We start from the raw sequence: 14,390 nt of genomic DNA, 5'->3' as shown, positions 1-14,390 counted from the left end.
CCATATATGTAATGTAATATAGCATTCCGTGTTTTAAACCAAATGAGCATTTATGAAATGATAAAACTTTAACAGAAAGGTCGCTTTAAAGTGAAAAGTATATTAATCGTAGATGATTCTCGTTTTATGAGGAAGCATATAAAAAATATTCTAAATGAGTCAAATTCCTATCATATAGTTGAAGCAAATAGTGGTGTACAAGCAATTGAGTTGTATCAGCAATATAAACCGGATCTTGTCATCATGGATATTACCATGCCTGGTATGAGTGGAATCGATGCATTGAAGATTATCATGAATATCGATCCAAACGCGAAAGTCATTTTATGTACAGCCGTAGGAGGCCAGCGTGATGTTGTGATAGAGGGGATACAAAATGGTGCAAAAGATGTTATCGTTAAGCCCTTTTTTGAACAGTTGAAGTTAACCGTCTTTAGTTTGTGTCATGATCCAGTAAGTTCGTTTTAGTTTTGTGACCATTTTAGCACTTTAATAGTCAAAATATATCAATAAATTATCAAAAAACTATTTATTTTTTATTACTTTTTATTTATTATAAATTTTAAGTTAATTCAAAATGAGGTATATAGTATATGGGAAAACTGACGAAAATGAGCAATTTAACAAAATCATTCAGAAAAAATAGCAACTTAGAAGATGCATCAAAAGATCAACAAAAAATGTCAAAAGAAGATAATGGTGCATTATTAGATTACTATGCTTCCTTAGTTACCAATCATCCAGATACTATAATTTTCTTTTTACCTTCTGGTGAGATTATCACACAAAATAAGAGTAATAGTGCGTCACTTTTAGGATTTATACCCACCAATATACAAGATTTTAAGGTTCTTTTTTCGAATGAAGCATTTAATACATTCAAATCAACGTTTAACCTTACATTAAAAGGAAAGTCAAATAGGCAAAAAATAGAATTTATAACAAAAGAAAACGAGACGAACTATCTTTTACTCAAATTCATCCCTATTTTAGGTAAGGAAAAAGAGGTTGAAGGTATTTACTTAGTTATACAAGATACTACAGACAAAATACTGTTAGAGCAGTCATTGGAATTAAACCAGAAGCACTTAAATCACGCCCAACAAATTGCTGAAATTGGTAGTTGGGAATATTTGATTGAGGAAGATCGCTTGTATTGTTCAGATTATTTTCATGATATTTTTGGTATGGAGAAATCTGAATTTAGCAGAATAAAAAGACCTTATGAATTAGTTCACCCAGAAGACTATGACAGTGCCTACAATAAAATAGTAGAAGCTTGTAAAGGGACAAGCTTTACTAATGAATTTCGTATTTATCACGGTAAAACTAAAGAGTTGCGTTACATAAAAGTACAGGCAGACGTTTTATTGAAAGACAATCAGCCATATAAAGTAATAGGCGTCATTAAAGACTGTACGGATCAACGAATGTTAGAAAAGGCATTGAAAGAAAAAAGTGAAGGTTATGAATATATTTTCGATAATTTATCAGCCGGTGTTTGGATGCGAGAAAATATTGATGACAATATTATTTATGCCTCTAAAGGATTGGAAGATATTATTGGCATTCCTTTAACGCAGCTGTACAAGAATTCAGAAATCTGGAAAGAAAGAATTCTCCCCGCCTATCAGCAAGAACTATGTGAAAATATCAGGCGACTTAAAAACGGAGAAAGTGTACAGTATTTTTACTGTATGGATAGTGTTAATGGAGAAAAATGGATTTTCGAGCAAAACGTTCCTACTTTAAATGACCAGGGAGAAATCACAAATATATTTGGGATTGTAACAGATATAACAGATAGCATGAAGATAAAAGAACAATTTCAAAACCTAGCGAATTATGACTATCTTACAGGGCTCCCTAATCAACAAAAGCTCTATGAAACGCTTGATACATATTGCAAACAAAACGAACATTTTGCCGTTTTTTACTTAGATATAGATCGTTTTAGTGTGATAAATGATTCACTAGGCTATCAAATAGGGAATGCAGCCTTAAAAAGAATTGCAGATACGTTTGCAGCGATGATTCCGAAAAACGGATTTATCGCCCGCCTAAGTAGCAATGAATTTATCATTCTTGTTAAAAATTATCTATGTAAAAATGAGCTTTATACGTTTGCAGAACAGTTAATCCAAAAGATTCAAGAGCCTTTTACAGTAGAAGAATATCGAATACATATCTCTACTAGTATCGGTATTAGCTTCTTCCCTGAAGATGGAGACAATAAATTAACATTACTAGAAAATGCACATTCAGCTCTTTATCAGGCAAAACAACAAGGAAAAAAAAATTACCAAATCTACTCTTATTCAAAGGACATCCCTTCTTTAAAGAAATATATGCTCGATAAAGATATGTATCATGCCATTGAAAAAAATGAGTTTGAATTATATTTCCAACCGAAAGTAGAGCCACATACCGGATCTCTTCGCGGCGCTGAAGCGCTAATTAGATGGAATCATAATGAATGGGGATTAATATCGCCTGGAGAATTTATTCCCTTAGCGGAAGAAAATCATTTGATTAATTCCATTACTGATTGGGTGATACGGCAAATTTGCTTCCAACTGAAAATATGGAAAGATTGTGGCTATACTATTCAACCCATTGCCATCAATGTTTCGCCCATTCGTTTTATGAAAAAGGGATTAGTTGATTTAGTAAAGGAACAGTTAGAACTTTACCAAATACCAGGAAGTTATTTAGAATTTGAAATCACAGAGTCTTCCCTACTAAGAAATGAGAAACATGTTCTCTCAACATTAGAAGAACTAAGATCACTTGGTATTACGATCGCTATTGATGATTTTGGCGTTGGTTATTCCTCGTTAGATTCTTTACGAAAGTTCAAACCAGATACTATAAAAATTGACCAAGTCTTCATCCAAAATTTTCATCAAAGTAGTGAGGTTGAAAAAGCAATCATATCTTCTACTTTACATTTTGGTAAAAGCTTAAATATGGAAATAATCGCTGAAGGCGTAGAAGAATATGAGCAGCTTGAGTTTTTAAAACAACAAGGCTGCGAAATAATCCAAGGATATCTCTTTTCTCCCCCTATCCCAAAGGATCAATTTGAACCGATTTTAAAGCTTGGATGGATTAAGCCTAAAAAGAAAATGGAGAAAAAAACAATAACGATCGAAAGAAGAAACTTTTATCGTTTTGAATTACCCTATCCAGTAACGACTACCATGACAATCATAGAAGTAAATAATCGAAAAGTGAATGTCGGTTCCACTGAAATATTGTTAGAGAATATTAGTTTAGGGGGCATTAAAGTCGTGTCTTCCTTAAAGTTACCGATCAATTCGAATATGAAATTTCAATTCAACTTTACACTGATGAATGAAACGTTTGAAATAGAAGGTCATTTAAGATGGATGGAAGAAGATCATCATCTATTTAATTATGGCGTAGCATTCAATCCAAATCATTCCATCGAAGATTCTTTAGCACCGATTATTAATCGAATGAGTGCCTTACTAAAAAATAATAAAAGAATACCTGATACAAACTTTATAACCGAAAGCGCAGTAATCTATTTCAATAAATTTTAATTTACAGAAAGAACAGGGATTAATACATTAATGGAAAAAGCTTATTTCAATTTCTTAATGCATGGAATTAGTGACATGGTTTTTGTAGTAAAAGTAGTTAATAACTCAGAGTTTTTATATGAATTTTTAAATCTTTCAGCAATGGAAAAGACAGGCCTAACTGAGCATGTTCTACATACTTCTTTTTATGATGTGTATTCTCGAGAAACGGCAGATTTCTTTTACAAGCAATACAAAAAAGTACTGACTAGTCGGGAAACTATTATTTATGAAGATTCATATATAGGGTCTTTGGGTGAAAACTTTTACTCAGAAACAACATTAACCCCCATTTTCAATGACTTACAAGAATGCGAATATATCGTAGCGGTAGTAAAAGATATTACCAACGAAAAAAATGCACTATTAGATGGTCAAGAAGCGTTATCGAAGCTTTTTGAAAGTAATGAACGCTACCATTCTTTATTTTCCCATAACACAGATGGGATACTATTGTTTAACTTAAATGGTACGATCGTAAATGGCAATATAGCCATTGAGCATATTACTGGATATCAACCAATTGAACTTGTGGGAAAAGCATTTAATTTATTGGTATTAGAAAGCTCCCATTATAAAGTTAATAATCTTTTGACGAAAGCAATCGCTGGTGTAACAGAAAGCTATCGATTGGTTATTCAACACAAATCAAAAAAACAAGTTAATATTTCTATAAAAATTGTTCCCCTAATCTTAAATGATGAAGTGAGAGGAATATACGGAATCATAAGGGATATTACTGAAACGATAGAATCTACCAAAAAATTAATAAAAAGCGAAAAACGCTTTCAAATTATTGCGGAGAATATCAATGATTTAATAACGGTGATTAATAATAAAGGATACATCCAGTATGTTTCCCCATCTTATGAAAAAGCGTTAGGTTACGATAAGGAAGAGTTTATGGGAAAGCTATTTCTTCATAATGTACATCCAGATGATAAAGTAATTTTAAATAAAAAACTAACCTATTCTATTCAAAATAGTGTACCTTTTAAAGCTGAATTTAGACAATCTACTAAAAACGGAGATTTGAGATGGTATGAAACGAATGGAACGCCTATCTATGATGAACATCATCATTTCCACCAGATGGTCGTAATCACCAGGGACATCCAATTAAAGAAAAAGTATGAAGAGAAACTTGAGCATTTTGCTTATCATGACTCACTTACTGGCCTGCCGAATCGCCTATTATTTATGAAACAATTTGAAAAAGAACTGATTCATTTTCAAGACAAAAAAGATGGATTAGCTGTAATCATGGTCGATATTGACAATTTTAAATCGATCAATGATCACCTAGGTCATGATATTGGTGATGGTGCGATAAAAGAATTAGGGCATAGAATAAGTCAGACTATTCGGGATACCGATATGGTTGCTCGCTTAGGGGGCGATGAATTCATCATCCTAATGCCTAGCATTCAAACGGTGGACAATGCCATCGCCGTAGCAGAAAAGATTTTGGAAGTAATACAGAGGCCATGGAAAATTGAAGATAAGGTCTTAGCAGTCACAATAAGTATGGGGATTGCCATGGCCCATTCAGGAGAATGCACGAAGCATTCATTGATGAAAAAGGCTGATATTGCTTTATATGACGCGAAAAATAGTGGGAAGAATTCGTTTAGATTATTTAATGATTCCACACAAGTGTTGAACGAAAGACTAGAAGGTGCGCAGTAAGATTAATATAAAAAAACGGATTCCTGTTCAACAGGAATCCGTTTTTTTGTAATCTAATTTATACTTACAATGAAGTTAAAGATTTGTTTTTTTCATGTTCCAACATGAAGCGAGATTGTTATTCAATTGTATTTTTCATTGCATTGTACATAGTTGTTACGTATTCATCAACCTGATTTCGTGACATGCGAAGTCGTTCCTGTGAAGAGCCATAGCCAATTTCTTGTTTACCCTCTTCTAATCCTTTAAAAATCCCATCTGCGAATTCATCTACTGGTTCCCCATTCGTATGCAACCCTGTTCCGCCTAAATCTGTATTAACTGCCGGAGGAGCAACTTCAATTACTTCTACAGAAGTATCAGAAAATTGGTGACGTAGACTCATTGTAAATGAATGAAATGCCGCTTTTGTTGCTGAATAGATTGGCGCAATGACAAGCGGAGTAAAAGCTAACCCAGATGTAATGTTAATGATTGCTGCCGCTTCTTTTGAAGCAAAGAAGGGAGCAAACAGCATAGATAGGTGAAAAGGTGCTTCAATATTGGTTGTGATTTCATTATCGAAATAAGACCAATTGTTCTTTGCATCCGCTTTTAATATATTAAAACGTTGTTGAATCCCTGCGTTGTTCACTAACACATTCACTTCCGGATGGTTCTCTGTTACCCAATCAAACAAAGAAACACGCTCAGATTCACTGCTCAAATCACATACATGAGTAATAAGGTCCGGGAATTTTTCTTTTGCATTTTCAAGTACATTTTCACGTCTTCCAATAACGATGACTTTATTTCCAGCTTTTATAAAGCGCTCTGCAAAAGCTAATCCTATCCCAGCGCTTCCACCTGTAATAAGTATTGTATTACCTGAAAGTTTCATTCTCGTTCCTCTTTTCCAATTATTCTCTTCATTTAATAAAAATAAATTTATGTCTTTTGGAACAGTGGGATTACTGAGTAATTATTTACATTTAACTTTTTTCTATTCGAAGTAGTTTATTCTATTATTGGCAAGACGCCAGCAACATACATTTATATTAATTATATGTTATTTGCTAAACTATATCTAAAATTAAGATTCATTATTGAGTCACCAAGTTTGAATATAAAAAAATGGCTTCATCCTCAATAAGCCGTTTTCGATTATGTAGTCTTTCTGTGAACTGTCAAAGATTCTTTAACACAAGCTGTAATTGTTAGACTCAACTGTACATTAGATATTACTAGAAACGTACAATTAAAAGATGATTTCCATAGACAAAGAAATCATCTTCATAAGCTTGATTGGAAACAATATTCATATTACTTGTGACTTTCAGTTTCTTGTGTACTCACCTTCAGTCATAAATTCTCTCATCTTGTCGGTGAGTTCTTGTACCAGTTCTTTTGCAGTGATTGAGCGATTTTCAATTCCTCTTTGGTAACCATAAAACAGAGTTTCTTTAAAATGTTCTTGCATTTCCTTGATATTACTGTCCAATTCAATTACCCCCATAACCTTTCACTTATGTAATTTAGTAAAATTTGGTGTTTCCTGACAATCATTAAAGCAATTATTGCAGCGAAAGAATCTAATGCAATATCATAAAAAGCAGGTGTTCTACCACTTACAAATGTTTGATGAAATTCATCCGTAGCCGCATAAAGAGTTGTACAAAACCACGACCAGAAGAGTTTATTTTTGCTAAAAACAAAGTATAAAAAAACTGCTAATAAGCCAAAAACAATGATGTGTGCCAATCTTCTAATAATTGCATTTAAAGTATTTGCTAGTGGCGCTTCAATCCCCAAAATTTTTTCCAAATAATATTGTGTATTTGCCCCTGTTGCGGACGGAGAAGCTGTAAGGTAAAATATCACACCAAGCCAGATTATTACTATAAGTTTCCTCATTCAAATACTTCCTTTAACCATCATTTGGTTATTCCATTTATCGCCTCCCATAGAAGGAGGAATCTCACAATTTAGGAATTATTTTAATGCAATTTTGGGACTTGTTATGAGTTTTGTATAGATAATATAGCGTTCTGGTGCATCTCCTATATAACTGAAAGGATAACAGGTGGTGAGTGTAAGTGTTTCATAATCTTTTGGTACAATAATTGTTTGATCATCCGCATTAACAATTTTAAATTTGGTTGCTTTATAGACAAAATCACCATATGGAGTTGTGAATGTAATTTCATCCCCCTTTTTAAGATTCTCCAAATCTTTGAAAACCGTATCATTATGTCCACTTAAAACAACATTTCCACCTTGTCCAGGTAAACTACTTCCAGCGAAGTGACCTGCACCTTGTTTTAATTCATTATCATCTGTTCCTTGTACAACTTGTACGTCTAACCCTACACTCGGAAACTTCAAATCGCCTATTTTAGAACCAGGTTCCGGAAGTTTAGACCATGGTTGATTGAATTCTTTGTCTGGTAATTCAGGTTTATAATCTGTTACTGCTGTATACCCTAGTAACGCAGCCTCTTTGGATGTGCCTATTCCAAAATAGAAGACTATCCCCAAACCAATTAAGATGATGAAAATGGGTATTGCAAGAATAACCCATTTCCATCGTTTTCTACTTTTTCTCATAGAAGTTTATACTTCTACTATGTTACTGTTTTTACGGATAGATCGCGTAGCAGGCACTAAGGCGATTGAACCGATTGCAATTAATAAGCCACCAAGAAGCATATATTCCAAATTATTTGCATCTGTATCTGGAAGTTCCCCTACTGGCATTGGTACAAATTTATCAGATGATTGATCTAATGCCCTTTTAGCACTAACAGCTTGAACCAATGCGTTAATTTTAGCTGAAAGAGCACTTGCTGTTAAATCCGCTTTGGTTGGATCAATTGTAGCAAGAACATTCCCTTTTAAGTCTTTTAAAACAATATTTAGACCCGTAGTTCCAGGACGATAACTTATCACATCAATTGGATTACCTTTATCATCTACAAAAGAAGCTTGAAGATGAGCCAATTTTATACTGTCTAGGAAAAGGCGTAAAACTTTTGCTTTTTCCTCATTTGAAAGATTCGCAACATTTTGCCCGCCAACAATATTACGAACTTGATGTGCATTCTGAACAATTCCCTTATATTCTGAGTTACTCAAACTGATAGACTGAAGATAAGCGTATAGATAATCAACATGGTCAACCTTTAATGCTTCCAATGAATTTACTAACTTTTGTGCATGTGCTTGACCACTTTGTGCAGCAGAAGCCGTATTTCCCGGCTCTGCTACTACTCCAAATGCAGAAAGCCCCATTCCTAATGCAGCTGCAATTGAAGCTTTTTTAAGATTTTTACTTGTAAGTTTCATTTTTTCACCCTTCTTTTCTTTTTTTATTTATAATTACCAATCCCAAATCTATTTGAATACTAGATAGTTTGTGATTAGGAAATTATCGGAATTGAAGAAAGTATGACGTCATTTTCCAAATTCAAAACTCTTAGACCAAAATTGCTAATTCAGATTGCTCTAATATATCAGCTATCTTTTTACTAGCTTGTCCATCCCCATATGGATTATTGGAGTGGCTCATTTTTCCATATTCTCCCTTAAAATCGAGTAGTGTCTTACAAGATTGATATATATATTGTTCTTCAGTACCCACTAGTTTTAATGTCCCAGCTCTAATTCCTTCAGGACGCTCTGTTGTATCTCGCATGACTAAAACAGGTCTACCTAAGCTTGGGGCTTCTTCTTGAATACCACCGCTATCCGTCAGAATTAGATAGGACTTTGCTAGAAAATTATGAAAATCTAAAACATCTAAAGGCTCAATTATTCTGATTCTTTCACAATCTCCCAATATTTCATTGGCTGTTTCTCTTATTAAAGGATTCATATGAATTGGATAGATTGCTTTAATATTTGGATATTCATCAATAATTCTCTTAATAGCTTTAAACATATTTTTCATTGGCTCACCCAGATTTTCTCTTCTATGAGCCGTCATGAGAATAAGTCTGCTATTACCTACCCAATCAAGTTGTCCGTGAGAATAATTATCTTTGACTGTGGTTTTAAGTGCATCTATTGCTGTATTACCCGTTACGTAAATAGTAGAAGCATCTTTTCCCTCTTTAAGAAGATTTTCTTTTGACATTTCTGTAGGAGCGAAATGATATTTTGCGATAAGTCCAACTGCTTGCCGATTAAATTCTTCTGGGAATGGTGAATAAATATTATTAGTACGTAATCCTGCTTCCACATGGCCGACTGGAATTTGTAAATAAAAGCATGCTAAGGATGTAACAAAAGTAGTTGAAGTATCACCATGTACTAAAACAACATCTGGCTTTACTTCTTCAAGGACGGATTTTATTTTATCCAAAATATTGGTTGTTACTTCAATTAAGGTTTGTTTTTCTTTCATAATTGCTAGATCGTAATCAGGTATTATATGAAATGCGTTTAAAACTTGATCTAACATTTCTTTATGCTGACCAGTAACGCAAACAATTGTTTCTAACTTATCCCTACTTTTTAGTTCTTTAATCAACGGACACATTTTAATCGCTTCGGGTCTCGTTCCGAAGACAGCCATTACTTTCTTCATATTATTTCACCTACTTTTTCTATAATTTATAAGAATCTTTTACACTGATATTTTTTGTATCCAGAACAATTTTATCCTTCAGTAGATTCAGATTATTTTTTATATGGGTGTGACCGACCATAATCACTAGAATCTCTATTTCATTTAAAAAATCTTCAAAGTTTAAAAATTGGTGATCGACCATTCTTTCTTTTACAAATGGGTCAAATACTTTAACCCCAAATGCCAAGTGCTCATCCATTCTCTCTAGTAATTGTAGAGTGGGGCTTTCTCTTATATCATCAACATCCTCTTTGTAAGTTAATCCATACAGACCAACCTTCGTTATATCCTTAATGTTATGTTCCCTCATAATATCTCTAATTCTTCCCAAGACATATTTCGGCATGGAATCATTCGTTTTACGTGCTGTAAGAATGAGATTAGTCAAATCCGGGTAATCTCCAACTAAAAACCATGGGTCTACTGAGATACAATGACCTCCTACTCCCGGGCCTGGTTGTAATATATTTACTCGAGGGTGTTTATTAGCAATTTTTATAATTTCGTAAACATTCATATTGTCAGTACGACAAATTTTAGTTAATTCATTTGCGAATGCTATATTAATATCCCTAAAGGTATTTTCGACAACTTTCGACATTTCAGCTGAACGAATATCTGTTACTACAATTTCACCTTTACAAAAGTTTTCATATAAACTTTTGATTTTTTTACCCATTTCAACGTTATCTGCGCCTATTGTTCTAGAGTTGTGTTCAAGCTCATAAATCATGTTTCCTGGGATAATTCTTTCTGGAGCATGGAATAAATGTACATCTTGGCCGATGACATAACCCTTTTTTTCTATTTCTGGACGAATAAATCTATCAATTGTCCCCGGTGAAATCGTTGACTCGATAATAATAGCTGCTCCCTTTTCACAAACATCAAGGACACTCTTGACTGCAGATATCACATACTGAGCATCTAGCTTTTTACTTTCTTTTATATAAGGTGTAGGAACTGCAATGATATATGTATGAGTCTTTTGATATTCCGTAGTAAATTCTATTCCATTTGAGAGAGCATCCTTGAAAAGCTCTATTAAACCATCTTCTTCAAAAGTTAGTTTTTTGTCGTTTAGCGATTTTACCAGTTCATCATTATAATCGGTGCCAACTATCTTAATACCACTCTTTGCAAACATTAAGGCAGTCGGCAAGCCTATATAACCTAATCCAATAACATTAATCATAGTTAAATGATCTCCTTACGATTCATATTTAATTCCGTTTTTTTATTTTTGTACTACTGTTCTTGTATATATAGATATAAAAGAGAATATAATTGATAGAAAACATAATTGAAAGTAAGCCAAGGAAAGTGTAAATATCAAAATGAAATAATTTAGTTATCACATAAACGATTGCACAACTTATTACAAAACTAAGTTGTAACAACAATTCAACCTTTTGTTTTGCAATGATTATGATTGCTAATGAAATGGTTGACACAACTAATCGAATTGCGTACAGTGGTGCTAAAAACGCAACATATTTTCCTGCGTCTCCCCACTCTTCTCCAAATACAAGCGGAAATAGGATTGGAGATAGAAAAGTCAATAAAGTAAATGATGGAATTGAAACTAGGCATAGCAAAACAGTAGTCTTTTTCAAAATACTTCTAAATTCACCGTTTTGATTATAATCTCTTGATGCTTTTTCAAAGAAAACTCGAGAAAAACTTAATGAAAGCAAGGTTAATGGAAGACCTAATACTCGAACGGTAATCGAATAGATCCCTACTTCATATGAATTAAATAAATTTGCGATTAAGAAAATGATTATAGAATACGAGAGCCCATTAAAAAATATAGAAGGTGTAGAGTAATATAGTTGATCCTTATTGCTCAAAAATAATGATTTTAATCGTTTCTTAGGAAAAGTGAATTTATAACTTTTCAAAAACTCTTTGCTCTGAACTATTAATCCACTAAAATACGAAACTACATATGCTAAAACCAACCCTAAAATACTGAAATGATATAATCCTGATACTATTTGTAATAGCGATTGCAAAAGTGATCGTACAATTAAAACTCTAGACATTAATTGATACTTTCCTAATCTATTCATATAACTATTTAGTATATTGTTGATAGAACCAATAACAATAAACGGTATGACCAAATATAAATACCCTAAATTAATACCGAATATATCTACTTTCAATATATTTAGTAGAAAAATTAATAAACTTGCAAACGCTAAAAATATGACTGATATGTACAAACTTAGAGTAGTTAATAGATTAGCCTCTTCCTGTTTCTCTACACTGACAATAAGCAAATCATATCTTGCATTTAAAATAGGTAAGAGTAACGTACAAATTGTTAGAAATACCGTAAACTGTCCAAGCTCGGCAGGAGTGTATAACCTTGTTAATAAAGGAGATATAATAATCACTATTACCTGCGAGAGAATAGACCCAGAAAACATCACTAAAACATTTCTCATAAATTTGCTATTATGCACTTTTTCTAACATCATCATAAAATTTGCCCAACTACACTTTTTCTATTATTTTTATTATTTTCGCCGGATTACCAGCAATCACACAATTTCCAACTGGAAAGCTTTTTGTTACGACGGAACCAGCACCTACAATTGTTTTTTCACCAAGTTCTACGCCTGGGAGTATGACACTATTCATCCCAATCCAAGAGCCATTTTTAATAACCACATCTTTTCCTGGAATATGCCGATCTAAATCGTTCACATCATGGTTAGCTGTGATGATTCCAACGTTTGGTGCTATATAAACGCCATCTCCTATTATGATTTTTGCAGAGAAGTTATTATAATAGCAGCCGGGAGACTGAAATATATTTATCGCATCAACCGGGAATATTATATTTTCTGCTTTATGAATTCTTATATCAGGGGACGCTGGCCAAGGGATATTATTATTTACTCCAATCAGCTTGAATGGTATGGATTTCCATGCCCATAACCAACCCATTATTTTCACATCAAAGTAGTAACCGGATAAATACTTTTGATCATAAAAAGGCGATAGTAATAGCTTATTGATAAAGACAAAAACATTTCTAATGAATTTTACTTGTAATATTTTCTTGATAATGCTCATATGAAACCTCCCTACTTGATTTCTTACTCACTACTTTTTTGGGCAAAAGTATATGGGCGATTCTTGCAACCAAGTAAACAATACCAAGACTTATAAACATCAAGGAAACTATATTTAATAAGGCAGTAATTGCTGTGAATATCCCCATCATTGCTCTAATTAGTATGTATCCCAATAAATACACGACTTCATATGAATCGGCTTTTTTAAATGCCTTTTCTATAGTAAGGGCAAAAACAGTGATGATTCCTGAAAAAATCGGTGACAATAAAAAGCCAAAGTATATATAGCCATATCCTATACTTGAGATCAGGTGACCTGTGTTTGTCTCCCCTCCATAAATATAAGAATTAAATAATGCTGTTGTATTTATAACATCTAGATTTTTAACCAAAAAGCTTAATCCAATTGTTGACCTGCATAGATCAAATAAAAGATTACTGATATTGGTATTCACATTCTCCGCAAATTCCAAAGTTATCGCTATATTTTGTGGTCCCAATAAATATAATTGAAGGTAATTAGCAAAATTTGAGTAATTCTTATCACTCTGTTGTATTGCTTCAAAATATGAATTATATTCGAATGCATATAAGAATTTATAGATACTCATTCCAATCAACACTAGACTGGCGCTTGAAACAATGATTAGAGTGATTTTTCTTTTATGATTTTTATAAATTTTTAATAAGATATATAAGACGATAAAGGTCGTATACAGCTGAAATGATCGTCTTTCCCCAATAATGATTGAAATTTGTATAACAGAAATAATGACTGAAAAATAGACATATCTACTTGATTTGGTTCTTTCATATAATTTATGGAAATGGTCTAAACAAATTAAATAAAAAATAATCGTAGCAGTCGTTAAAATTTGGCGAACAATCATATCAGTAGTTGAAATTTCTTCAACTATTCGCTCTCCAGTAATATTTATTTTCAGAAACTGAAGCATTTCTGTAGCCCCTGGGTATGCCAAGTAAATAAGAATAGCTACTCCAAGAAATAAGCAATATATAAACCTTGTCCCATAAAGTTTTAGAGCTGTTGTTCGCTTAAATGTAAATGCATTTCTATATCGATTTGTATAAAGATAAATAATAATACTAATCACAAATAGCTCAAAAATCATTAAAGCAAAAGCTTTATGATAGTAAGTATCGTTCGATATATGGATATATCCGATTCCATAATTTTGTGTTAACGACACTGTTAAAGGAAGAACAATATATCTAAAAAAAGATAAAATACTAAAGATAGTAGCCACGATTGATTTATTACCAAAAATCGCCTTTTGTAAAAATAATAAATAAGCAATATAAAAACCTATTGGCAAAAATGGCATTAGCATATACCCTGTATGATTATTAGATATCCATGATATACAGGAC

The 14,390-nt window shown here is 32.8% G+C and carries 13 protein-coding genes; 3 read left to right on the top strand and 10 right to left on the bottom strand.

Annotated elements, in window-relative coordinates; genetic code table 11:
* Nucleotides 1-90 precede the first annotated feature (90 nt).
* From ACWV26_RS02500 to ACWV26_RS02490, 3 genes are all read left to right on the top strand, one after another.
* Nucleotides 91-468: a response regulator gene (locus ACWV26_RS02500; protein WP_455896803.1), complete on the top strand. Its 378-nt coding sequence runs from the start codon at nt 91-93 to the stop codon at nt 466-468.
* 125 nt (nt 469-593) lie between these two features.
* A complete protein-coding gene (locus ACWV26_RS02495; protein ID WP_455896802.1) occupies nt 594-3,569 on the top strand; it encodes an EAL domain-containing protein in 2,976 nt (991 codons plus the stop codon).
* A 30-nt stretch (nt 3,570-3,599) separates the two neighbouring features.
* Nucleotides 3,600-5,297 (top strand): diguanylate cyclase domain-containing protein, encoded by a 1,698-nt coding sequence (locus ACWV26_RS02490; protein ID WP_455896801.1) that lies wholly within the window; start codon nt 3,600-3,602, stop codon nt 5,295-5,297.
* Between the two features lie 118 nt (nt 5,298-5,415).
* Here the strand turns inward: ACWV26_RS02490 and ACWV26_RS02485 are convergent, their stop codons facing one another.
* From ACWV26_RS02485 to ACWV26_RS02440, 10 genes are all read right to left on the bottom strand, one after another.
* On the bottom strand, nt 5,416-6,177 hold the full coding sequence (locus ACWV26_RS02485; RefSeq protein WP_455896800.1) for an SDR family oxidoreductase: 762 nt from the start codon (nt 6,175-6,177) through the stop codon (nt 5,416-5,418).
* 435 nt (nt 6,178-6,612) lie between these two features.
* Nucleotides 6,613-6,777, bottom strand: coding sequence for a hypothetical protein (locus ACWV26_RS02480; protein WP_455896799.1), 165 nt, complete (start codon nt 6,775-6,777; stop codon nt 6,613-6,615).
* Between the two features lie 5 nt (nt 6,778-6,782).
* Nucleotides 6,783-7,190 (bottom strand): VanZ family protein, encoded by a 408-nt coding sequence (locus ACWV26_RS02475; protein ID WP_455896798.1) that lies wholly within the window; start codon nt 7,188-7,190, stop codon nt 6,783-6,785.
* 78 nt (nt 7,191-7,268) lie between these two features.
* The gene (locus ACWV26_RS02470; RefSeq protein ID WP_455896797.1) at nt 7,269-7,883 is read right to left on the bottom strand and encodes a class D sortase; all 615 of its coding nucleotides are present in this window, start codon (nt 7,881-7,883) and stop codon (nt 7,269-7,271) included.
* Nucleotides 7,884-7,889: 6 nt separating this feature from the next.
* Entirely contained in the window at nt 7,890-8,621 is a 732-nt protein-coding gene (locus ACWV26_RS02465; protein ID WP_455896796.1) for a cell wall anchor protein, read from the bottom strand.
* A gap of 130 nt (nt 8,622-8,751) precedes the next feature.
* A complete protein-coding gene (gene wecB, locus ACWV26_RS02460) occupies nt 8,752-9,864 on the bottom strand; it encodes a non-hydrolyzing UDP-N-acetylglucosamine 2-epimerase (RefSeq protein ID WP_455896795.1) in 1,113 nt (370 codons plus the stop codon).
* Nucleotides 9,865-9,883: 19 nt separating this feature from the next.
* Entirely contained in the window at nt 9,884-11,101 is a 1,218-nt protein-coding gene (locus ACWV26_RS02455; RefSeq protein WP_455896794.1) for a nucleotide sugar dehydrogenase, read from the bottom strand.
* A 28-nt stretch (nt 11,102-11,129) separates the two neighbouring features.
* On the bottom strand, nt 11,130-12,398 hold the full coding sequence (locus ACWV26_RS02450; RefSeq protein WP_455896793.1) for an oligosaccharide flippase family protein: 1,269 nt from the start codon (nt 12,396-12,398) through the stop codon (nt 11,130-11,132).
* Nucleotides 12,399-12,411: 13 nt separating this feature from the next.
* On the bottom strand, nt 12,412-12,996 hold the full coding sequence (locus ACWV26_RS02445; protein ID WP_455896792.1) for an acyltransferase: 585 nt from the start codon (nt 12,994-12,996) through the stop codon (nt 12,412-12,414).
* Nucleotides 12,956-14,344, bottom strand: coding sequence for a hypothetical protein (locus ACWV26_RS02440; protein WP_455896791.1), 1,389 nt, complete (start codon nt 14,342-14,344; stop codon nt 12,956-12,958). Before ACWV26_RS02440 ends, ACWV26_RS02445 begins: the two co-directional genes overlap by 41 nt.
* Nucleotides 14,345-14,390 lie beyond the last annotated feature (46 nt).

This window comes from Rummeliibacillus sp. JY-2-4R (assembly GCF_053847205.1).
Note: the sequence above shows the minus strand (reverse complement) of the source record. Positions and strands in the feature narration are given on the sequence as shown.

Bases quoted from the DNA above. Each gene is read 5' to 3' on its own strand.
- ACWV26_RS02495 (WP_455896802.1), top strand. From the start codon at position 594: ATGGGAAAACTGACGAAAATGAGCAATTTAACAAAATCATTCAGAAAA.
- ACWV26_RS02490 (WP_455896801.1), top strand. From the start codon at position 3,600: ATGGAAAAAGCTTATTTCAATTTCTTAATGCATGGAATTAGTGACATG.
- ACWV26_RS02485 (WP_455896800.1), bottom strand. From the start codon at position 6,177: ATGAAACTTTCAGGTAATACAATACTTATTACAGGTGGAAGCGCTGGG.
- ACWV26_RS02475 (WP_455896798.1), bottom strand. From the start codon at position 7,190: ATGAGGAAACTTATAGTAATAATCTGGCTTGGTGTGATATTTTACCTT.
- ACWV26_RS02470 (WP_455896797.1), bottom strand. From the start codon at position 7,883: ATGAGAAAAAGTAGAAAACGATGGAAATGGGTTATTCTTGCAATACCC.
- ACWV26_RS02465 (WP_455896796.1), bottom strand. From the start codon at position 8,621: ATGAAACTTACAAGTAAAAATCTTAAAAAAGCTTCAATTGCAGCTGCA.
- wecB (WP_455896795.1), bottom strand. From the start codon at position 9,864: ATGAAGAAAGTAATGGCTGTCTTCGGAACGAGACCCGAAGCGATTAAA.
- ACWV26_RS02455 (WP_455896794.1), bottom strand. From the start codon at position 11,101: ATGATTAATGTTATTGGATTAGGTTATATAGGCTTGCCGACTGCCTTA.
- ACWV26_RS02450 (WP_455896793.1), bottom strand. From the start codon at position 12,398: ATGATGATGTTAGAAAAAGTGCATAATAGCAAATTTATGAGAAATGTT.
- ACWV26_RS02445 (WP_455896792.1), bottom strand. From the start codon at position 12,996: ATGAGCATTATCAAGAAAATATTACAAGTAAAATTCATTAGAAATGTT.
- ACWV26_RS02440 (WP_455896791.1), bottom strand. From the start codon at position 14,344: ATGCCATTTTTGCCAATAGGTTTTTATATTGCTTATTTATTATTTTTA.